Origin of the sequence: Ornithinimicrobium sp. (genome assembly GCF_051004135.1) — a bacterium.
In the GTDB taxonomy this organism is placed as follows: domain Bacteria; phylum Actinomycetota; class Actinomycetes; order Actinomycetales; family Dermatophilaceae; genus Ornithinicoccus.
Map to the genome: position 1 here is coordinate 1 of NZ_JBPCKQ010000182.1, position 18919 is coordinate 18919.

21 protein-coding genes and 1 riboswitch are annotated in these 18919 nt (G+C 71.5%); of the genes, 9 read left to right on the plus strand and 12 right to left on the minus strand.

Annotated elements, in window-relative coordinates; translation table 11 throughout:
• Positions 1 to 219: 219 nt before the first annotated feature.
• Positions 220 to 1218 carry a C40 family peptidase gene (locus ACR2FV_RS12625; protein ID WP_434016045.1) on the minus strand — a complete coding sequence of 333 codons (999 nt, stop codon included), beginning with the start codon at positions 1216 to 1218 and terminating at the stop codon, positions 220 to 222.
• A 2-nt stretch (positions 1219 to 1220) separates the two neighbouring features.
• Positions 1221 to 1375, minus strand: a riboswitch (cyclic di-AMP (ydaO/yuaA leader).
• A gap of 266 nt (positions 1376 to 1641) precedes the next feature.
• Positions 1642 to 2328 carry a metal-dependent transcriptional regulator gene (locus tag ACR2FV_RS12630; RefSeq protein WP_434016046.1) on the minus strand — a complete coding sequence of 229 codons (687 nt, stop codon included), beginning with the start codon at positions 2326 to 2328 and terminating at the stop codon, positions 1642 to 1644.
• 208 nt (positions 2329 to 2536) lie between these two features.
• Between ACR2FV_RS12630 and ACR2FV_RS12635 the strand changes: the two genes are divergently transcribed.
• Both ACR2FV_RS12635 and ACR2FV_RS12640 read left to right on the plus strand, forming a co-directional pair.
• Positions 2537 to 3049 carry a DUF3105 domain-containing protein gene (locus tag ACR2FV_RS12635; RefSeq protein ID WP_434016063.1) on the plus strand — a complete coding sequence of 171 codons (513 nt, stop codon included), beginning with the start codon at positions 2537 to 2539 and terminating at the stop codon, positions 3047 to 3049.
• Positions 3046 to 3747: a DUF305 domain-containing protein gene (locus tag ACR2FV_RS12640; protein ID WP_434016047.1), complete on the plus strand. Its 702-nt coding sequence runs from the start codon at positions 3046 to 3048 to the stop codon at positions 3745 to 3747. Before ACR2FV_RS12635 ends, ACR2FV_RS12640 begins: the two co-directional genes overlap by 4 nt.
• Positions 3748 to 3823: 76 nt before the next feature.
• On the opposite strand, the gene pdxH is transcribed toward ACR2FV_RS12640, so the two are convergent.
• Positions 3824 to 4504 (minus strand): pyridoxamine 5'-phosphate oxidase, encoded by a 681-nt coding sequence (pdxH, locus tag ACR2FV_RS12645; RefSeq protein WP_434016048.1) that lies wholly within the window; start codon positions 4502 to 4504, stop codon positions 3824 to 3826.
• A 67-nt stretch (positions 4505 to 4571) separates the two neighbouring features.
• Here pdxH and ACR2FV_RS12650 point away from each other — a divergent pair, with 67 nt between their 5' ends.
• Positions 4572 to 5090: a hypothetical protein gene (locus ACR2FV_RS12650; RefSeq protein WP_434016049.1), complete on the plus strand. Its 519-nt coding sequence runs from the start codon at positions 4572 to 4574 to the stop codon at positions 5088 to 5090.
• A gap of 6 nt (positions 5091 to 5096) precedes the next feature.
• Here the strand turns inward: ACR2FV_RS12650 and ACR2FV_RS12655 are convergent, their stop codons facing one another.
• The 4 genes from ACR2FV_RS12655 to ACR2FV_RS12670 all read right to left on the minus strand — a co-directional run bounded on the left by ACR2FV_RS12655 (position 5097) and on the right by ACR2FV_RS12670 (position 10286).
• On the minus strand, positions 5097 to 6899 hold the full coding sequence (locus ACR2FV_RS12655) for a gamma-glutamyltransferase family protein (RefSeq protein ID WP_434016050.1): 1803 nt from the start codon (positions 6897 to 6899) through the stop codon (positions 5097 to 5099).
• 88 nt (positions 6900 to 6987) lie between these two features.
• Complete coding sequence (locus ACR2FV_RS12660; protein ID WP_434016064.1) at positions 6988 to 8262, minus strand: MFS transporter; 1275 nt, start codon at positions 8260 to 8262, stop codon at positions 6988 to 6990.
• Positions 8263 to 8267: 5 nt separating this feature from the next.
• Positions 8268 to 8738, minus strand: a complete 471-nt coding sequence (locus ACR2FV_RS12665; RefSeq protein WP_434016051.1) for a MarR family winged helix-turn-helix transcriptional regulator — start codon at positions 8736 to 8738, stop codon at positions 8268 to 8270.
• 69 nt (positions 8739 to 8807) lie between these two features.
• Positions 8808 to 10286 carry an NCS2 family permease gene (locus ACR2FV_RS12670; protein ID WP_434016052.1) on the minus strand — a complete coding sequence of 493 codons (1479 nt, stop codon included), beginning with the start codon at positions 10284 to 10286 and terminating at the stop codon, positions 8808 to 8810.
• Between the two features lie 41 nt (positions 10287 to 10327).
• Here ACR2FV_RS12670 and ACR2FV_RS12675 point away from each other — a divergent pair, with 41 nt between their 5' ends.
• Positions 10328 to 10594, plus strand: a complete 267-nt coding sequence (locus ACR2FV_RS12675) for a DUF2530 domain-containing protein (protein WP_434016053.1) — start codon at positions 10328 to 10330, stop codon at positions 10592 to 10594.
• A 37-nt stretch (positions 10595 to 10631) separates the two neighbouring features.
• Here ACR2FV_RS12675 and ACR2FV_RS12680 read toward each other — a convergent pair whose 3' ends face one another.
• The 5 genes from ACR2FV_RS12680 to ACR2FV_RS12700 all read right to left on the minus strand — a co-directional run bounded on the left by ACR2FV_RS12680 (position 10632) and on the right by ACR2FV_RS12700 (position 14923).
• Positions 10632 to 11375: a DUF3027 domain-containing protein gene (locus tag ACR2FV_RS12680; protein WP_434016054.1), complete on the minus strand. Its 744-nt coding sequence runs from the start codon at positions 11373 to 11375 to the stop codon at positions 10632 to 10634.
• A gap of 2 nt (positions 11376 to 11377) precedes the next feature.
• The gene (locus tag ACR2FV_RS12685; protein WP_434016065.1) at positions 11378 to 11779 is read right to left on the minus strand and encodes a cold-shock protein; all 402 of its coding nucleotides are present in this window, start codon (positions 11777 to 11779) and stop codon (positions 11378 to 11380) included.
• A gap of 233 nt (positions 11780 to 12012) precedes the next feature.
• On the minus strand, positions 12013 to 13326 hold the full coding sequence (locus tag ACR2FV_RS12690) for an ammonium transporter (protein ID WP_434016055.1): 1314 nt from the start codon (positions 13324 to 13326) through the stop codon (positions 12013 to 12015).
• A 122-nt stretch (positions 13327 to 13448) separates the two neighbouring features.
• Positions 13449 to 14516, minus strand: coding sequence for an o-succinylbenzoate synthase (locus ACR2FV_RS12695; protein ID WP_434016056.1), 1068 nt, complete (start codon positions 14514 to 14516; stop codon positions 13449 to 13451).
• On the minus strand, positions 14513 to 14923 hold the full coding sequence (locus tag ACR2FV_RS12700; RefSeq protein ID WP_434016057.1) for a VOC family protein: 411 nt from the start codon (positions 14921 to 14923) through the stop codon (positions 14513 to 14515). The genes ACR2FV_RS12695 and ACR2FV_RS12700 overlap by 4 nt, the downstream gene beginning before the upstream one ends.
• Positions 14924 to 14941: 18 nt before the next feature.
• On the opposite strand from ACR2FV_RS12700, the gene ACR2FV_RS12705 reads away from it, so the two are divergent.
• The 5 genes from ACR2FV_RS12705 (at position 14942) to ACR2FV_RS12725 (ending at position 18793) form a co-directional block, all read left to right on the plus strand.
• Positions 14942 to 15895: a 1,4-dihydroxy-2-naphthoyl-CoA synthase gene (locus ACR2FV_RS12705; RefSeq protein WP_434016058.1), complete on the plus strand. Its 954-nt coding sequence runs from the start codon at positions 14942 to 14944 to the stop codon at positions 15893 to 15895.
• A 79-nt stretch (positions 15896 to 15974) separates the two neighbouring features.
• Complete coding sequence (locus tag ACR2FV_RS12710; RefSeq protein ID WP_434016059.1) at positions 15975 to 16610, plus strand: hypothetical protein; 636 nt, start codon at positions 15975 to 15977, stop codon at positions 16608 to 16610.
• 56 nt (positions 16611 to 16666) lie between these two features.
• Complete coding sequence (locus ACR2FV_RS12715; RefSeq protein ID WP_434016060.1) at positions 16667 to 17287, plus strand: hypothetical protein; 621 nt, start codon at positions 16667 to 16669, stop codon at positions 17285 to 17287.
• Positions 17288 to 17309: 22 nt separating this feature from the next.
• Positions 17310 to 18515: an AMP-binding protein gene (locus ACR2FV_RS12720; RefSeq protein ID WP_434016061.1), complete on the plus strand. Its 1206-nt coding sequence runs from the start codon at positions 17310 to 17312 to the stop codon at positions 18513 to 18515.
• Positions 18516 to 18532: 17 nt separating this feature from the next.
• Positions 18533 to 18793: a PLD nuclease N-terminal domain-containing protein gene (locus ACR2FV_RS12725; RefSeq protein WP_434016062.1), complete on the plus strand. Its 261-nt coding sequence runs from the start codon at positions 18533 to 18535 to the stop codon at positions 18791 to 18793.
• Positions 18794 to 18919 lie beyond the last annotated feature (126 nt).

Here is an 18919-nt window from a genome sequence, read left to right on the forward strand (position 1 = left end):
GGGGAAAGTCGAAACATCGGTAGCCACCGCGCGCCCAGCCGAGTCAGCAGCACCAGCACGGCGCTGAACCGCACCGCCGAGGCCAAGGCAGTCGCCGCCACCTAAGGTGGCCTGCTCGCCGGATCGATAGTTCCGTCCACCGCCGGACGATCTGCACACACGCACAAGCCCCCCACCCGCTCGGGTGGGGCCCTTGCGCGTCGGTGGGTGCCGGGTCGGTCAACCGACGCGGCCGTAGCCGCTGACGCCCGAGAACACCGGGCGCAGCTGCGAGGGGATGCCCGGCTTGCCCGAGTCGTACATCATGCCGTTGCCGGCGTAGATACCGATGTGGTATGCGGGGTAACCGTAGAACACCAGGTCTCCCGGCTGCGGCGTGCTCACCGGGGTGGCCATCTGCTGCTGCGCGGACGCCGTGCGGGGCAGGTTGATCCCGACCTGGGCGAAGACGTAGGACGTGTAGCCGGAGCAGTCGAAGCCGGTGGAAGGGCTGCTGCCCGCCCACTGGTACATGATGCCGGTGTACTGCGCGGCGACGCTGAGGACACCACCGGTGGGGGCAGGCGTCGACGGCGCGGGTGCCTCGGCGCGCTCCTGCGACCGGCTGGCGCTGCTGGACTCACGCTCGGAGGAGGAGGACTCGCCCGACGTGCTGTCGGAGCTGGAGTCGGAGGAGCTGCTGGAGTAGTCGCTCGAGGAAGACGAGGACTCCGAGGAGCTCGCGGATTCCGAGGAGCTCATGGACTCCGAGGAGGCGGACTCGGTCTGCTCGATGGGCTCCGCCGGTGCGACGGGCTCCGGCTCGACCACGGGCTCCGGCTCCGGCTCGACCACGGGCTCCGGCTCGACCGCGGGCGCCGGCTCCGGGGTGAAGCCCTCGAAGCCGTCGGTGCCGAAGGAGAGGCCCTCAGCGGCCTTCGATGTCGACTTGGGAGCCGGGGCGGCCACCGCGGGGCGGTCCTTGGGGGCCAGGACCGTGGGCAGCTCGACGGCCAGCAGATCGACGGCCGACTCCGTGCCTGCCTGCCGGTCGGCCTGGACGGCGGCGACGTCGTCCACGACGCCGCGGGGGTCGGCGGTGGCCGGAACGATCGAGGCGGCGAGCAGGCCACCTGAGGTGGCGGCGACGGCCGTGGCCTTGGCGGTGCGGGTCAGCGCCGTGCTGGTGCTGCTGACTCGGCTGGGCGCGCGGTGGCGACCGATGGTGCGATGGGACACAGTGAACCTCTCCATGGGCCTACGGGGTGAGCTGTCGGGCTCGGGCTGGAGGTCGCCCGGACGAGGCTTGGTCGATGCCTGCTCGTCTGAGCCCCGAGGTGTCGAGGTCGACACCGCTCGTGGGTCCCCCGCTCCTGTCACGCGGGTAGTGCTGGTCCCCGCTGTGCTGACAGGATGAGGCGCCGCAGCTGGGTGATCCGCCAGGGGAGCGGAACGAGGACGAGACTACACACGCCCGAAGAGGGATGTCACGTTTCGATAAAGGTCGCCTTAGCAGCATTCGGCGCCTTCAGCGACTGCAACCCCGTTGACCAGTGAAGACGCCGACCATCTTCGGCGCGCAGGGCGGTGTCCGTGATCAGTCTCACATCACGAAATGATATCGACGCCCTTCTCGGACTCGACCACCAGCCCGGGGTAGCCCTACTCCGTAGGCAGGACGAACAGGTGCGCCGCCACGTCCTGGGGCAGCGAGACCCGATCGCCCGACCCGCCCTGCACGACGACCCGGTCGCCGTCGGCCTGCACCCGCAGCGAGGCTCCCGGCGTGACGCCGGTGCTCAGCAGCAGATCCAGCACCTCGGGCTCGACCTGGGCCGGTTCACCGATGCGCACCAGGGCGACCTCGGTGGGCTCCGCGGCGACCACCTCGTTCAGCGCGGTGCCCCCGGCGGGGACCAGCGGAGCATCGATCCCGAGCTCGCTCAAGCCGGGGATGGGGTTGCCGTAGGGAGATCGCTCACGGTCGGCGATCAGCTCCAGGATCCGCTGCTCCACGCGCTCGCTCATCACGTGCTCCCACCGGCACGCCTCGTCGTGGACATAGGCGGGATCCAGGCCGATGACGTCCACGAGAAGCCGCTCGGCGAGACGATGCTTGCGCATCACCCGCATCGCCGTCACCTCACCGAGATCGGTCAGGTGCAGGCGCCGGTCCTGCTCCAGGTGCAGCAGGCCGTCCCGCTCCATCCGCGACACGGTCTGGGACACCGTCGGCCCGGAGTGTCCCAGCCGCTCGGCGATCCGGGCCCGCATCGGCACCACGCCGTCCTCGACCAGCTCGTAGATGCTCTTCAGATACATCTCGGTGGTGTCGATGAGGTCACTCATGCAGGGGTCCGTCCTCGTGGTCTCCGGTGGGCTGATTCTATGGTGGCGCACAGCAAGTCCACCTACCATCGCCTCCGTCCGCATCCTGCATACCGAAAGGCGCACCTCGATGGCTCGCCAGCAGCCCCCGTCCACCCGAGCCGCGAAGGTCGCGGGTGCGACGAAGGCATCCCGCTCCAAGCCAGGGCGTGGACTCAGTTTGATCTGGGTGGCCCTCGGCCTCGTCCTGGTGCTGATCGTGGGCGGTGTCGGCTGGGCGATCTCGCAGAGTCCGTCCCTGGATGTCGTCCGGTCCTACGACGACCTGGGCCGCGACCACGTCGGGGAGGCAGTGTCCTACGACCAGAGCCCGCCTGTCGGCGGTGACCACAACCCCGCGTGGTGGGACTGCGGCGTCTACGAAGAGCCGGTGCCGAACCATCACGCCGTGCACTCCCTGGAGCACGGGGCCGTGTGGTTGACCTACCAGCCCGACCTGGCGGCCGACCAAGTCGACACGCTGCGCGACCTGGCCGGCCAGGAGTTCATGCTGCTCTCCCCCGACCCGGACCAGGACTCCCCCGTCGTGGCCAGCGCCTGGGGCAACCAGCTGAAGCTGGACCGCGCCGACGACCCTCGCATCCCGCTGTTCATCAAGGAGTACCGCCAAGGCCCGCAGACCCCTGAGCCGGGCGCCGCGTGCACCGGCGGGACCACCACGGACCTGGTCACCGGTCGGTGAGCGCGGCGGGGGCAGGTCGGGGTCGGCCTCTGGTCCTGGTGCTGGGTGCCGCACTCGCCCTGGCCGTGACCGCACTCGTCGTCGGGCTGATGCTGCAGCGACCGCCGGCTGACGACAGCGTCGAGGCCGGCTTCGCCCGCGACATGAGCGAGCACCACGCCCAGGCGGTGGCCATGTCCATGGAGGTCATCCAGGACTCGGAGTCCAAAGACATCGACGTGCTGGCCTACGACATCGCCACCTCGCAGAGCAACCAGATCGGACGGATGCAGGGGTGGCTCGAGCAATGGGGCCTGGGCTCCGCCCGCAGCGGAGACCGGATGGAGTGGATGCCCGACTCGACGGACATGACTATGGAGACGGACGGCGACACGGCTATGGGGGGCACGATGTCGAGCGGGGAGCCGGGGTCGCCGGACTACCGAGCCATGCCGGGTATGGCGTCGCTCGCCGAGATGGACGAGCTCGGGGCCACCAGTGGTGAGCAGGCCGAGGTCCTCTTCCTCCAGATGATGATCACCCACCACGTGGCGGGGGTCGAGATGGCTCAGGCCGCGGTGGACGAGGCGGACGACCCGCAGGTCGTGCAGCTGGCGCAGGCCATGGTCGCCGGGCAGCAGTCGGAGATCGACCTGATGGTCTCGATGCTGGCCGACCGGGATGCCGAGCCGCGTGAGGACCTGGCCGACCTGGGTTAGAGCCCCGGGAGAACGGCGGTCCGGACGAGATCGGCAGACAGCACGGAGCCGGCGATGCCCTCGGCGATGCTGCCAGTCAGGGTTGGAGGCGAGTCAGCGACCAGGCAGTGGCCACGGACAGGTCGCCCCCGCCCGTGCGGTCCCACACCAGCCGGTCGTGCAGCCTGCTCGGACGCCCTGCCCAGAGCTCCACACGGTGGGGCTCCAGCCAGTAGCCGCCCCAGTGATCAGGCACGGGCACGTCGTCGGGGTTGCCGTGGTCGGGGAACCGCTCGGCGAACTCCGCGTGCCGGCGCTCCAGCTCGACGCGGGACCCCGCCGGTCGGGACTGCTCGGAGGCCCAGGCGCTGATCCGCGATCCGTAGGGGCGGGACCGGAAGTATCCCTCGACGTCCTGGCGGCCGATCGGCACCGCGATCCCGCGGAAACGGATGGCGCGGAACATCGAGGGCCACACCAGCGCCGCGGCGACCTTGTCGCTGGTCCGGATCTGCTGACCCTTGGCGGAGTCCAGGTTGGTCAGGAAGCCGGGCCCCCGCGGCTCCAGCATGCGCATCAGCACGGTCCGCACGTCCGGCTGCCCCTCGGCGTCCACCGTGGCGACGTGCAGCGCCATCGGCTCGGGCACGTCGCCGTGCTCGGCCTGCCGGGCGACCGCCTCGTCGACCCACGCGGTGATCTGCACCAGGGGCGTGCTGGCCACCTGGGACTCATCCAGACCCACGCCGTCGTAGTCGACCCGTGCCTGCAATGTCATACCGACATCGTGCCACCGGCGACCTATGGTGGAGTGGTCAGGGCCGATTCGAAGAGGAGGACCCCAGGTGGCGGGCAGAGGCAAGGCGGTGGGTGCGGTGGTCAAGTACGGTCCGCTGGTCTACGCCGCGGCGCAGCGTTACGGACCCCAGGTGATGGAGCAGGTGCGCGCCCAGCGCGCCCCGGCCGAGCGCTACGTGCAGGACAAGGTCGCCAAGGGCAACCAGCGCAAGAAGGCGATGGAGCACGCCGGGACGGTCGTCGAGGGCAGTGTGCTGCAGATCTTCCACCACAACCGCGCGCACTGGATCGTCTTCTCCGGTGAGGAGCCGATCGCGGTGCACCCGCCCACCGGAGCGCCGTATGACGTGCTGCTCAAGCACGCCGACCTGAGCACCCGGGTCAAGCCGGGCAGTGGCCGCCGATTTCCCAAGGTGCCGCGGCGCAGCAGTCCCGGCCGACCGGGCAGCCGACCCAGCTCCTCGCGCGCGAGCACCGGCCAGCGACCTGCCCAGTCCACGGTCCGCTACCACCCGACACCGCAACCGCCGGATGCCGCGGACGACGAGGATCACCCGACCGCGTGAGCCTGCTCAGCGGCCGACGGCGTAGCCCTGCATGCCCCGCGGGTTGGCCCCGGCGCTGAGCAGCCCGGTGCCCGGGTCGCGGGCCACCGCGCACATCCGGCCCAGCGTCCACGGGCCCTGCACCTGCACGTCGTGGCCACGGCGCCGCAGCTCGTCGATCGCGGCCTCCCCGATGCGCTCCTCGACCACGAGCACGCCCGGCTCGCTGCCTCGCGGATAGAACGACCCCGGGAAGCTGGTGGTGTGAAACATGGGCGCGTCGATGGCCTCCTGCAAACCCCACCCGCCGGCCAGGTGCCGCAGCAGGAACAGGCTCTGCCACTGGTCCTGCTGGTCCCCGCCCGGTGACCCGCAGGCCAGCACCGGCTCGCCGTCGCGCAGCACCAGGGTCGGGGTCAGCGTGGTGCGCGGTCGTCGCCCGGGCACCAGCGAGGAGGGCAGGCCAGGCTCCAGCCACATCATCTGCAGCCGACTGCCCAGCGGGAAGCCCAGCTCGGGCACGACGGGCGAGGACTGCAGCCAGCCGCCGCTCGGGGTGGCCGAGACCATGTTGCCCCATCGGTCGACGACGTCGACGTGGCAGGTGTCCCCCCGGGTGCTCCCGTCCCGGGATACCGTCGGCTCCCCCACCGTGGCATCGACCGGGTGCTCGACCTGGCTGGTGGCCAGGACCGCGATCTTCGGCGGCCGGCCGTCGGGGGACCCTGGTCGCAGGGTGCGGTCGGCTTCGGCACCGATGAGCGTGGCGCGCTGCGCGACATACGCCGGGTCGAGCAAGGCAGCGACATCGACCGGTGCGCTTCCACTGTCACCAAGCCACGCCTCCCGGTCGGCCATCGCCAGCTTCCACGCCTCGGCGATCCGGTGCATTCCCTCGGTGTCGTCGGGGCCGACGTCGCCACCGGCGGTGCTGCCGCCCGCCGTGCCGAGCGCGTCCAGCATCGCCAGCACCTGCAGCAGACCGGGCCCCTGACCCCAGGGGCCGGTCTTGGCCACCGTGTGACCGTGCCAGTCGAGGGTGACCGGGTCCTCCCAGGTGGCTCGGTATGCCGCGAGGTCGGCTCCGGTGATCACCCCCGGGAGGAGCTGCCCGCCGCTGTGCCGGTGCGGCCGCCGCGCGGCCCGGTCGACCGCCTCGGCCACGAAGCCCTGCGACCAGGCCCGGCGCACGCCTTCGATCTGCACCTCCCGGGCGCCCCCGCCGGCCTCGCCGTCGCGGACCAACGCTGCCAGGGTGTCGGCCCAGGCGGGGTTGCGGAACAGCGCTCCCGGCGTAGGCGCCGCACCCCCGCGCAGCCACACCTGGGCCGAGCTCGGCCAGTCCTGCTCGAACAGCTGCTGCACCCGCTGGACGGTGGTGCTGACCACCGCCAGCAGGGGGTGACCGTGCCGGGCGTAGTGCTCCGCGGGGGCCAGCACCTCGCGCGGCGTCATCGTGCCGTGGTCGCGCAGCAGCAGCATCCAGGCGTCGAACGCCCCGGGCACGGCCGCGGCCAGCATCCCCGAGCCCGGCACCATGCTCAGCCCGGCCTCGTCGAAGTGCTCAGGCGTCGCGCCGACCGGGGCCGGGCCCTGCCCGCACAGCACCTGCGGTGACCGGCCGGGGCCCGCCACGATCGCCGGCAGGTCGCCTCCCGGCCCGTTGAGATGCGGCTCGACGACATGCAGCACGAAGCCCGCGGTGACCGCGGCGTCGTAGGCGTTGCCCCCCAGCTCCAGGGTGCGCATCGCACTCTGCGAGGCGATCCAGTGCGTGCTGGACACCATGCCGTAGGTGCCGGTCAGGGTCGGGCGGGTCGTGAAGCTCATCGTCCTCCGATCAGGGCGGCCACCGCGATGACCAGAATCATCAGGGCCAGCGCGGCGAGCACGAGCCGGCGCCGGGTGCGGGCGTCCATCAGGCCACGGGCTCGGGCATCGCGTGCACGGGCCCGCGGACCAGGACCAGCGGGCGGGTCAGGCTGTGGCCGCGATGCACGTGCAGGTCGTCGGTGCGCATGAGGTAGATCGTCGCAGCCACCGCGGCCGTCCCGCACATGATGGTGGCGATCAGGATGGTCCAACGGGCACCGAAGGTGTCGCCGATCCAGCCGATCATCGGTGCGCCCAGCGGGGTGCCGCCGAAGAAGACCGCCATGTAGAGCGACATCACTCGGCTGCGCACCGCCGGCTCCACCGACAGTTGCACCATCGAGTTGGCGGTCACCATCACGGTCAACGCGAACAACCCGGTGGGGACCAGGAACACGACATACAGGGTCCACGAGGGAGCCAGGGCGGCGGCCAGGGTGCAGACGGTGAAGCCGCCCAGCGCGCCGAGCAGCCGTCGCCAGCGGGGACGCTCCTGCCGCGCCGCCAGCAGCGCGCCCCCGAGCGAGCCGATCGCCATGACCGAGCCGACCAGGCCGAAGTCCTTGACGCCCCGGTCGAAGACCTCGGTGGCCATCAGGGCGTTGGTGAGCTGGAAGTTCATCCCGAAGGTGCCGTGCACGAAGACCAGCACCATGATCAGCATGATGTCCGGGCGCCCGCGCACGTAGCGCACCCCCTCCCGGATCCGGCCCTTGCCGCGGCTGCGCGGCGCAGGGGTCAGCTCGGCGGGGTCGAGCGCGATCAGGGCGCACAGCACGGCCACGAACGTGGCGGCGTTGATCAGCAGCGTAGGACCGGTCCCGAACGCAGCGATCAGCAGGCCCGCGACACCCGGGCCGATCAGCCGGCCGCTGTTGAAGGACGCGCTGTTGAGGCCGACCGCGTTGGTCAGCTGCTCCGGCGGGACCATCTCGGAGACGAAGGCCTGCCGGGCGGGGGCGTCGATCGCGGCGGCCGCGCCCTGGGCGAACGCCAGGACATACATGTGCCACAGCTCCATCGCCCCGCCGAGGACCAGGACGCCCATCAGCACCGCGGTCAGCGCCATCATCGACTGGGTCACCAACATCACCCGGCGCTTGGCGAACCGGTCACCCAGGGCGCCGCCGAGCGGGGCGAGCAGCAGCATGGGCAGGAACTGCAGCCCGGTGACAATGCCCAGGGCCGAGGCGGAGTTGTCGGTGAGCTCGGTCAGCACCACCCAGTCCTGCGCGACCCGGCCCATCCAGGTGCCGGTGTTGGACACGAGGGCCCCGGCGGCGTAGACCCGATAGTTGCGCACCGAGAGGGCGGAGAACATCGCGCTCACCGGTCCACCACCTGCTCGAGCACCCCCGTCGCGCGGCGCAGCAGCGCCCGGTCGGCCGCGCTCAACCGCTCGAGCCGGACCGCCATCCAGGCGTCCCGCTGCGCCCGCTCCTGGGCCAGCACCCGCTCCCCCAACGGGCTCAGGGAGAGCACGACCACCCGGCCGTCCGCGCTGTCGGCGGTGCGCTGCACGAATCCCCGCTCCACCAGGGCGGCCACGGTCCGGCTCATGCTCGGCGCGGAGACCCGCTCCCGGTCGGCCAGCTCGCCGGCGCTGCAGGGGCGCTCGCTGAGCCGCACCAGCACGCTGAACTGGTGCGGGGCCAGCTGGGTGGTGGTCTCGAAGCGGACCCGCCGGGACACCCGCATACAGGCCATCCGCAGGTCATGGGCCAACGCGGCCACCGACGGGTCGGGTGGCGCCACAGGGTCCACGGGGGCGGGCTCGGCGGAGGTCGGGCGGGTCACAGTCGGCCCAACTACTTAGCCTAGGCAACTATTCCCGACGCGACCCCCCGTGAGCGTGCAGGTGCCGGGTCAGCCGCCCAGCCAACCCCGCACCGGGTCGATCGCGAAGTAGATGACGAACAGGGCGGCGACCAGCCACAGCAGCGGGTGGATCACGCCGGCCTTGCCCCGCACGACCTTGAGCACGACATAGCTCACGAAGCCCGCGCCGATGCCGGCGGTGATGGAGTAGGTGAACGGCATCAGCACGATCGTCAGGAAGGCCGGGAAGGCGATCTCCAGGTCGTCCCAGTCGATGCCGGAGACCTGCTGCATCATCAGGAAGCCCACCACGATCAGCGCCGGGGTCGCCGCCTCGTAGGGCACCACCGCGACCAGCGGCGACAAGAAGGTGGCGACCAGGAACAGCACCCCGGTGACCACGGAGGCCAGCCCGGTGCGGGCGCCCTCCCCCACCCCGGTGGCGGACTCGATGTATGCCGTGTTGCTGCTGACCGAGGCGGCTCCCCCGGCGGCGGCCGCCAGGGAGTCGACGACCAGGATGCGGCGGACGTTGGGCGGGTTGCCATCCTCATCGAGCAGACCGGCCCCCGCGCCGATGGCCACCATCGTGCCCATGGTGTCGAAGAAGTCGGCCAGCATCAGGGTGAAGACCAGCAGGAAGAAGGTGACCGCACCGATCGCGCCGACCGACCCGAGCAGGTTGAACTCACCCAGCAGCCCGAAATCGGGCGTCTGCACGATCGAGTCCGGCAGGGCGGGCACACCCAGCCCCCACCCGGTCGGGTTGACCACCTCACCGGTCTCGTCGGTCTGCGACCCGATGTCCAGTGCCGCCTCGAGCACGATCGCGAGCACCGTCGCGCCGACGATGCCGTAGAGGATCGCGCCCCGCACCCGTAGCGCGACCAGCGACAGGATGGTCAACAGCCCGATGACGAAGACCAAGGTGGGCCATCCCGCCAGGAAGCCCCCGATCCCGAGCTCCAACGGGACCGGCCCACCGGCCGGCTTGCGCACGATCCCGGCGTCGACCAGTCCGATGATGCTGATGAACAGTCCGATCCCCACGCTGATGGCGATCTTGAGCTGGGCCGGGATGGCGTGGAAGACGGCCTCGCGGAAACCGGTCAGCACCAAGACCAGGATGGTCAGGCCCTCCAGCACCACCAGACCCATGGCGTCCGCCCAGGTCACCCCGTCCAGGTTGGCGATGCCGTAGGCCACGAAGGCGTTGAGACCCAGACCGGTCGCCAGGGCCAGGGGGTAGTTGGCGACCAGCCCCATCACAATGCTCATCACCCCGGCCACCAGAGCCGTGACTGCGGCGATGGCCCCCAGGTCTCCGCCGGCGAGGAACTCACCGGTCCCGTCGGGGACGGTGCCGATGATCAGCGGGTTGAGCACCACGATGTAGGCCATGGTGAAGAAGGTGGCCAAGCCACCGCGGATCTCCCGCGGCACGGTCGAGCGGCGTTCGGAGATGTGGAAGTAGCGGTCCACCGCGGAGGTCGAGGTCGGTCGGGGCGAGGTTGCTGAGGATGCCATGCTGCCTGCCTGGTGATCGAAGGGTGTCTACAGTGACGGTTGTGCGTCGAGGATCCGATGACCCGGGCGAGCCACCGGCCGAGGTGGTGCCGCCCCGGATCGAGCTGCCGACGCGGATCGTGGTCTGGTCCGGCATGGCACTGTGGGCCGTGGCCCTCGTCGTGCTGCTGCTGCTGCCGGACCTGCGCAGCGGTGAGCGATCCTGGTGGTTGTGGGTGCCGGTCGCCGGCCTGTCCGTCGGCGCACTCGGTGCCCTCTACGTGCGGCGGGGCCGCGGCAACGCCGTCGAGGCCCGCCCACCGGACTGACCGGGCTCAGGACACCGCCACCCGAGCGCCGGCGCGGTCATCCCGACACGACCTCGTAGGCCAGGTCATCCAGCACCGGAGCCTCCACCCGGTCCGCCGGCCGGTGCTCGGCCTCGACCTCACTGTGCGCGCCGCAACCGTGGTCGAGACTGACGACCGAGCCGTCGCTGGGCGACCACTCGTTGGCGCAGACCCCGAAGAGCGTCCGCAGCGCCCCGGCCATCGGCAGGAAGAAGCCGCAGGACGAGCAGGACGCGGGCGCCTTGCGGGCGATATCTGCGGCGGGCCCGTGCGACCCGTCGTACCACCGCGTCGCAGCGCGCTCGCGACCCTCGCCCGAGAGCACCCGCGGACGCCCCAGCCCGAGCTCGACGAAGCCGACGGCGTCGACGTCCTCATCACCCGTGGCCTCGAAGCCGTGCTCCAACAGCGGGTCGTCCGCCACGAAAGGTGTGCGGTCGCCCGCGCCGATGTCACCCGGCGCCAGCCGCTCGGCATACGGCACCCACTCCTGCGACAGCAGCGCGGCCTCCCCGGGCACCAGGTGCGTCTCGCTGACCGTCGCCCGCCGGGCCCGCGGGGCGCGCGCCAGGGTGACCGCCCAGCGCCAACCCGGGTATGCCGTGGCGGTGCAGGCGAAGTAGTGGGTCACCAGCCGGTCGGCCTCGGCAAGCACGGCAAGGTGCTCCCCGACGGTGCCCGGCTCGGCCACCTCGGCGGCCGCGGCGCGGGCGACCTCGACCGCGCCGGTCAGCGTCGCGTCGGTCTTCGGGGTGGCCACGCTCAGCTCCCGGCGTCGAACTGGTCGGCGACGGCGCGCAGCGACTTGGCCAGCGGTGCAGCGAGGGTGCGGTCGGGGTAGTGCCCACGCCGCAGCGAGTTGGAGGACTGGTCCAGCAGCGTGATCAGGTCCTCGACGACGCCGGCCATCTCCTCGGCCGGCTTGCGGTCCCGGATGGCCATGGTGCGGGACACCGACGTGGGCGGCTCGAGCAGCCGCACGGACAGCGCCTGGTCACCGCGTCGGCCCTGCGCGATGTCGAACTCCACCCGGGCGCCGCGCTGCAGAGCGTCCACCCCGGCCGGGAGCGCGCTGGCGTGGACGTAGACGTCCTCACCCTCGTCGCTGGCGAGGAAGCCGAAGCCCTTGTCGTCATTGAAGAACCTGACCTTGCCGGTGGGCACTGCCTTCACCTCGTGTCGTCTGGATGTCGTGCGGCTGCATCTCGCAGCCGGTGTGCAGGGACAGGCTAGCGCCTCCGGAGCCGCACCGAGGGCGTCCGGCGGAGCAAGACTGCCGAGTCGGCAGGTGAGTCGGCAGGGTGGGCGCGCACGGGTGTCCCGGCACCGTGTGTGGTGACCGGGACACCCGGGTGATCACGGGGCGACCGCGACGCGGACCCGCCGTCGTCGAACGCTCAGGCGTTCGTCTTCTCCGGTGCGTGCTCGCCGGCGCCGTTGACCGATGCGTCCGAGCCGTTCCCGTTCATCGAGGTCCGGGTGTAGAACGGGTCGAACTCGTAGGCGGTCTCGCCGTGCGCGGCCTGGTCGACGCCGTCCTTCTCCACCTCGGGGGAGACCCGGAAGCCGATGGTCTTGGCGATGGCCAGCCCGATCACCGCGGTGAGCACCCCGGTGTAGATCATGGTGAAGCCCGCCGCCGCGACCTGCGCGCCCAGCTGGGCGAAGCCGCCGCCGTAGAACAGGCCGCCACCTTCGCCCTCGACGGGCAGCATCAGGAAGCCGATGGCGATGGTGCCGATGAGCCCGGCGACCAGGTGGACGCCGACGACATCGAGCGCGTCGTCATACCCGAACTTGTACTTCAGGCCAATCGCGAGCGCCGAGCCGGCTCCGGCCACGACGCCGAGGCCGATGGCGCCCACTGGGCTCAGGTTGGCACACGCCGGGGTGATGGCGACCAGACCGGCCACCACGCCGGAGGCGGAGCCGACCGAGGTCATCCGCTTGTCGCGGATCGCCTCGACCATCAGCCAGCCCAGCATCGCGGCGGCCGGCGCGACCATGGTGTTGATCCAGATCAGGCCGGCCTCCTCCGAGGTGCTCGCGGCACCGGCGTTGAAGCCGAACCAGCCGAACCACAGCAGCGCGGCGCCCAGCATGACCAGCGGGATGTTGTGCGGCTTGTGGAAGCCCATCTTCCCGAAGTCGGCACGCTGGCCGATGATGTAGACGAGCACCAGCGCGGCCAGGCCGGCGTTGATGTGCACCACGGTGCCCCCGGCGTAGTCGATGGCCGCACCGAAGGTCTGGCCGAAGGCGCCGTCCTCACCGAGCAGGCCGCCGCCCCAGACCATGAAGGCCAGCGGGCAGTAGACCAGGGTCACCCAGATGGGCACGAAGATCATCCAGGAGCCGAACTTGGTGCGGTCGGCCACCGCGCCGCTGATCAGCGCGACGGTGATGATGGCGAAGGTGGCCCCGAAGCCGGCGCCGATGAGGTCGCCGGTGCCCACCAGGTCGCTCATCCCGAACGAGGCGAAGGGGTCACCGAAGAGCCCACCCAGCTGGGCGTCGCCCCCGCTCATCGAGTAGCCCCAGAGGACCCAGACCACGGCGACCAGGCCGATGGACATGAAGCTCATCATCATCATGTTCAGGGAGGCCTTGGCACGGGTCAGGCCGCCGTAGAAGAAGGCGAGTCCGGGTGTCATCAGCAGCACGAGGGCGGCAGCGACGATCAGCCAGACATCGACGGAAGTCAGCTCCATGAGTCTCTCCAAGAGGTTGTATGGGGCACGACCAGGGCGTCGCACCACTGCCCAAGAGTCTGCGCGCGCAGTGTTACCGAACCGACCCCTGCATGTTTCGGTTCCGAAAGCGCGTGTTTCCGCTAGGTAAACTCTGGACGGGGCTCCCCGAGCAGTGCGCGACAGCGGGCCAGCCGCGCGAGCCACCAACCGGCCGTGCCCGGGTCGGCCCGGTGCTGCTCCATCAACTCCGCGCGCACGCCCGCGAGCGCCCGGTGCGCAGCGTCCAGCGTGAGCAGGCCCTGCGCCGGACGCAACGGCGCTCCGGTCACGTCCCCCTGCAGCAGGGCGACCGTGCCCAGCCCGCAGTCGTGTCGCAGGTCGGGCAGGGCGGCGGCCAGCGCCACCCCGGCGGCGATGCCGACCGAGGTGTCCAGCGCGCTGGAGACCACGGCCGGCAGCCCGCACTGCGCGACGATCCGCAACGCCGCCCGCACGCCGCCCAGCGGTGCCACCTTCACGACGACCAGGTCGGCCGCCTGCTCCCGGGCGATCCGGATCGGGTCCTGCGCGCGACGGATCGACTCGTCGGCAGCGATCGGCACCGACACGCCGTCGGCGGCCAACGTCCGGCGCAGCCGCGCCAGGTCCGGCACCTCGGCGACCGGCTGCTCGGCATACTCCAGGTCGTATGCCGACAGCCGGATCAGCGCGTCCCGCGCCTGGGTCAGGTCCCAGCCGGCGTTGGCGTCGACCCGCACCCGCGCGGCCGGGCCGAGATGGGCTCGGACGGCGGCCACCCGGTCCAGGTCGTCCATGAGGCCCTGACCCCGCTGGGCCACCTTGACCTTCGCCGTCGTGCAGCCCGGGAAGCGGGCCAGCACGCCCGGCACCTGTGCGGCCGGGACCGCCGGCACGGTCGCGTTGACCCCGACGGAGTCGCGGACGGGGGCCGGCCACCCGTACCAGCCGCCCTCGATCGCGGCGAGCAGCCACCGGGACGCCTCGGCGTCGGCATACTCGGTGAACGGGGCGAACTCGGCCCAGCCCAGGGGTCCGCGCAGCAGGACCGCCTCGCGGTGGGAGATCCCCCGGAACGGCAGGCTCAGCGGGATGCGCACCACGACCGCCGACGCCAGCAGCTCCTGGATGTCCGGCAGGACCACCGACGGGTCGACGTTCGGCAGGTCAGGGTGCGGCGTAGACCTCACCGGTCGCGAGAGGACAGCACGCAGAACTCGTTGCCCTCGGGGTCGGCCAACACCACCCAGGTGGCCACGGCTTCACCGTCGTCCTGACCGACGTCGACCCGAGTCGCGCCGAGGTCCAGCAGCCGCTGGATCTCGGCCGCCCGGTCCTGGGACGTGTGCGGCGCGAGGTCGATGTGCAGCCTGTTCTTCACGCTCTTGCCCTCCGGGACGGAGACGAAGACCATGCCCGGGCCCTGTCGCTCCCACGGGATCTCGTCCAGCATCTCCAAGGTCACCCAGGAGGGCAGGATCACGGCCTCGTCGTCTGCCTGGTGGACGATCTTCCAGTCCATGACCTGTGCCCACCACCACGCCTGGGCAGCCACGTCGTGGCAGTCGACGACGAGCGTGTACCACCGGAGAGCCATGGCCCTATCCTGACCGCCATGACCGATCCCGCCAACCCGCCCGCACGGCATACCGGACCAGGCGCGTCCGCAGTCTTCGACCCCGCGGCCTGGCAGGAGGTGCCCGGCTTCGAGCTGACCGATGTCACCTACCACCGGGCCCGGGAGCTCGGCGTCGTGCGGATCGCCTTCGACCGCCCGGAGGTGCGCAACGCCTTCCGCCCGCACACCGTCGACGAGCTCTACCGGGTGCTGGACCATGCCCGGATGAGCCCTGATGTCGGCGTGGTGCTGCTGACCGGCAACGGACCCAGCGCGAAGGACGGCGGCTGGGCCTTCTGCTCCGGCGGCGACCAGCGGATCCGCGGCCGCAGCGGCTACCAGTATGCCGAGGGCGAGACCGCCGACACCGTCGACCAGGCACGAGTGAAGGCGGCCGGCGGCCGGTTGCACATCCTGGAGGTGCAGCGCCTCATCCGCACCATGCCCAAGGTGGTCATCGCGGTCGTCGGCGGCTGGGCTGCGGGAGGCGGGCACTCGCTGCACGTCGTCTGTGACCTGACCATCGCCTCGCGAGAGCACGCGCGCTTCAAGCAGACCGACGCCGACGTCGGCAGCTTCGACGCCGGCTACGGCTCGGCATACCTGGCTCGCATGGTCGGCCAGAAGAGGGCCCGCGAGATCTTCTTCCTCGGCCGCACCTACGACGCCGAGCAGATGCAGGCCATGGGCGCGGTGAACCTGGTGGTCGACCACGCCGACATGGAGGCCGAGGCGCTCGCCGCCGCGAAGGAGATCCTGGGCAAGTCGCCGACCGCACAACGGATGCTCAAGTTCGCCTTCAACCTGGCCGACGACGGGCTGAGCGGCCAGCAGGTCTTCGCCGGCGAGGCGACCCGGCTGGCCTACATGACCGACGAGGCGGTCGAGGGCCGCGACGCCTTCCTGCAGCGGCGGCCACCGGACTGGGCGTCCTACCCCTGGTATTTCTGAGTCGCTCACGTAGGCGGTCAGCCCGCGCTTATGACACGATGCTGCCGTCTTGTCAACATCTTGGGGAGGACCCGATCTCATGCGACGCCTACTGACCACTGCCGTGGCCGTGCCCATCTTCGCCCTCGCCGCCTGCGGTGGTGAGGAGGACCCGCAGGTGCAGGAGCCCGGCGGCGACTCCAGCCCCACCAACGAGGCCGCGCAGACCTCCACGGAGGCGTCCGAGACGACCACCGAGGACATGGAGACCACCACCCAGGCCGAGCAGACGTCCACCCCGGACGACAGCAGCGCCACCTCCGCAGGCGGTCCGGCGATGGGCGGCGAAGAGGGGCAGGCGGCCGCAGACCGGACCGAGGAGTTTCTGATCGCGTTGGTCAACGCCGACCCCGCGCTGTGCGGCACCATCCTCAACCTGCAGGGCAACGCGCCGATGAACGAGGCACCCGCGGATCTCAAGCAGTGCGAGGAGCAGATCATCCCGCCGCTGGCCCAGCAGATGGACGGGATGCTGACCGAGGAGCAGGCCGGCACCATCAACGAGATCGAGATCACCGGCGCCCAGGTCGACGGGGAGACGGCCACGGTCACCCCAGACAACTTCAGCGGCTCCCTCGGTCAGGGTTTCGCCCAGGGGCTGGGCCGCGACATCGTGCTGCAGAACATCGGCGGCGAGTGGTATGTCGACTTCCAGCAGACCTTCCTCGGAAGCTGACCCCTGCGCCACCGTGGGAGACTGGAGGTCCATCCGGCCACCCCGGGAGGACCTTGATGCGGCACCTGCGGCTCCCTGCCCTCGCGGCGGTCGTGCTCGCCCTCACGGCGTGCGCCGACGCCGTAGGCCCCCGGGAGTCCGCCGACGCGGAGACCACTGCGCCGCGGGCTCCGGGCGAGGCCGCGCCGACCGGCAACACCGCCGCGGCGACCAGCCCGCAACCGGAGATCGGGGGCCCGGTGGCGAGCACCTCGACCTCCGCGCCGGATGAAGCCCGCGCCACGACGGATGTCTCCGCCGGTGGCGACGGTCCGGCGGCGGCGGAGCGGACCGAGGCGTTCCTGGCCGCCTTGGTGAGTGCTGACCCGGAGTTCTGCCGGCTGCTCGTCGGGCTCGACGGCAGCGCGCCGATGGCCGACTCCCCCGACGAGCTGGCCCTGTGCGAGCAGGAGGTCATCCCCCAGCTGGAGGCCCAGGTCAGCGAGCAGGACGCCGCGGTCTTCGAGGCGATCGAGATCGACGGTGCCACCGTCGAGGCAGACACCGCGCGGGTCACGGCGCAGAACGTCGGCGGCGTCTTCGCCGAGGGCTTCAGCGACGCCGACATCGTGCTGCAGCGCTTTGCCGGCGAGTGGTACGTCGACCTGCAGCGCAGCGACCTCGGCACCGCACCCTGAAGCGCCGGGGAGGTCGGGCTCGATGATGCACGCGCTGAGGACGCTGGATCCGCAGCTGCCGCCGGATCGGTGGTGGTCCGAGGTCCGCGGCGTGCTGGACGGGGGGCCACCCGTGCACCCCGGGCCTGCGACCCCGGCGGCGTTGGCCCACGACGACCCGGTCCTGGACGGCGCCGCGGTCGCGCTGGCCACCTCGGGCTCCACCGGCACACCCAAGGTCGTGGTGCTCGACGCCGCGGCTCTGCTGGCCTCCGCGACCGCGACGCTGGAGCGGCTCGGCGGACCCGGCCAGTGGCTGCAGACCTTGTCGCCCGCCCACGTCGCGGGGTGGCAGGTCTGGGTGCGCTCCGTGCTGGCCGACCGGCCCCCGGTCGTGCTGGATCGCGGCCCCGCCTTCGCTGTCCCTGCCTTCGTCGGGTCCGTCGCACGGATGCAGCGAGCCGGCCGACGGTATGTCGCGCTCGTCCCCACCCAGGTGCATCGCCTGCTGGCCGACCCCGCCGGGCTGGCCGCCCTGCAGAGCTTCGACGTGGTCCTGGTGGGCGGCGCGGCACTGCCCGAGGCTCAACGCTGCGAGCTGGACCGGCACGGGGTGCACGTGGTCACCACCTACGGTGGCACCGAGACCAGCGGCGGTTGCCTCTACGAGGGGCGGCCGCTGCGGGGCGTCCGGGCCGACGTGGACGAGCGGGGTCGGCTGCTGTTGGGCGGACCGATGCTGGCCCGCGGCTACCTCGGCGACGCGGCGCTGACGCGGGTGTCCTTCGTGCAGCGATCGGGAGTGCGCTGGTTCGTCAGCGCCGACGTCGGCGAGCAGCGCAGCGATCGTTCCTGGCGGATCCTGGGGCGGAGCGACGACGTCATCAGCACCGGGGCCCACAAGGTGCACCCGGCGCTGGTCGAGGACGCCCTCAGTGCGCAGCCGGGGATCGACCAGGCCGTAGTGCTCGGTGCCCGGGACCCCGAATGGGGACAACGCGTGGTCGCCCTTGTCGTCCTCGACCCCGCCGCCGGGAGGGCAGAGCTGGGCTCCCTGCGCGCCCAGCCGACCGGATCGGTCCGCGACCACCTGCGCGGCCGCATACCCGATCATGCCCTGCCCCGCGAGGTGCACCTGGTGAGCGCCCTGCCCCTGCTGCCCGGCGGCAAAGTCGACCGGGTCGCCGCCCTGCGGACCCTGCCGACCGCGGGTGGCACAATGGGAGTTTCCGACTCCCCCGACATCTGACCCCGAGGACCCGACCCTTGCTCCGGCTGCTGATCCCCATCCTGTTGATCGTCTTCACGGTCTACTGCGTGGTCGACGTGGTCAAGACCGACGAGGCGCGCGTACAGCATCTGCCCAAGGTCTTGTGGCTGGTCCTCGCATTGCTGTTCACCCCGGTCGGCGGCATCGCCTGGTTGCTCGCCGGGCGGGAGCGGGGCAGCCTCGGTCGGGGGGGCTCGCAGCGACCCCTGGGGCCACGCGGCCCCGACGACGACCCGGACTTCCTGCGGGGCATCTGAGCCCCGTGGCCACCCCCACCCAGTGGGCCGCGGCAACGCGGCCCCGGACCCCGGGCTCCGGCTCCCCCCCCCTGCCCCCCTTGAAAGCGTTAGGCCGTATCGGAGGACTCTTGTACGCCTCGACCT

Excerpts from the sequence above, each read along its gene's own strand:
- pdxH (WP_434016048.1), bottom strand. The coding sequence starts at position 4,504 with ATGACATTGCAGGCACGGGTCGACTACGACGGCGTGGGTCTGGATGAG.
- ACR2FV_RS12700 (WP_434016057.1), bottom strand. The coding sequence starts at position 14,923 with ATGGCTCTCCGGTGGTACACGCTCGTCGTCGACTGCCACGACGTGGCT.
- ACR2FV_RS12655 (WP_434016050.1), bottom strand. The coding sequence starts at position 6,899 with ATGAGCTTCACGACCCGCCCGACCCTGACCGGCACCTACGGCATGGTG.
- ACR2FV_RS12710 (WP_434016059.1), top strand. The coding sequence starts at position 15,975 with ATGCGACGCCTACTGACCACTGCCGTGGCCGTGCCCATCTTCGCCCTC.
- ACR2FV_RS12715 (WP_434016060.1), top strand. The coding sequence starts at position 16,667 with ATGCGGCACCTGCGGCTCCCTGCCCTCGCGGCGGTCGTGCTCGCCCTC.
- ACR2FV_RS12720 (WP_434016061.1), top strand. The coding sequence starts at position 17,310 with ATGATGCACGCGCTGAGGACGCTGGATCCGCAGCTGCCGCCGGATCGG.
- ACR2FV_RS12630 (WP_434016046.1), bottom strand. The coding sequence starts at position 2,328 with ATGAGTGACCTCATCGACACCACCGAGATGTATCTGAAGAGCATCTAC.
- ACR2FV_RS12670 (WP_434016052.1), bottom strand. The coding sequence starts at position 10,286 with ATGGCATCCTCAGCAACCTCGCCCCGACCGACCTCGACCTCCGCGGTG.
- ACR2FV_RS12705 (WP_434016058.1), top strand. The coding sequence starts at position 14,942 with ATGACCGATCCCGCCAACCCGCCCGCACGGCATACCGGACCAGGCGCG.
- ACR2FV_RS12690 (WP_434016055.1), bottom strand. The coding sequence starts at position 13,326 with ATGGAGCTGACTTCCGTCGATGTCTGGCTGATCGTCGCTGCCGCCCTC.
- ACR2FV_RS12660 (WP_434016064.1), bottom strand. The coding sequence starts at position 8,262 with ATGTTCTCCGCCCTCTCGGTGCGCAACTATCGGGTCTACGCCGCCGGG.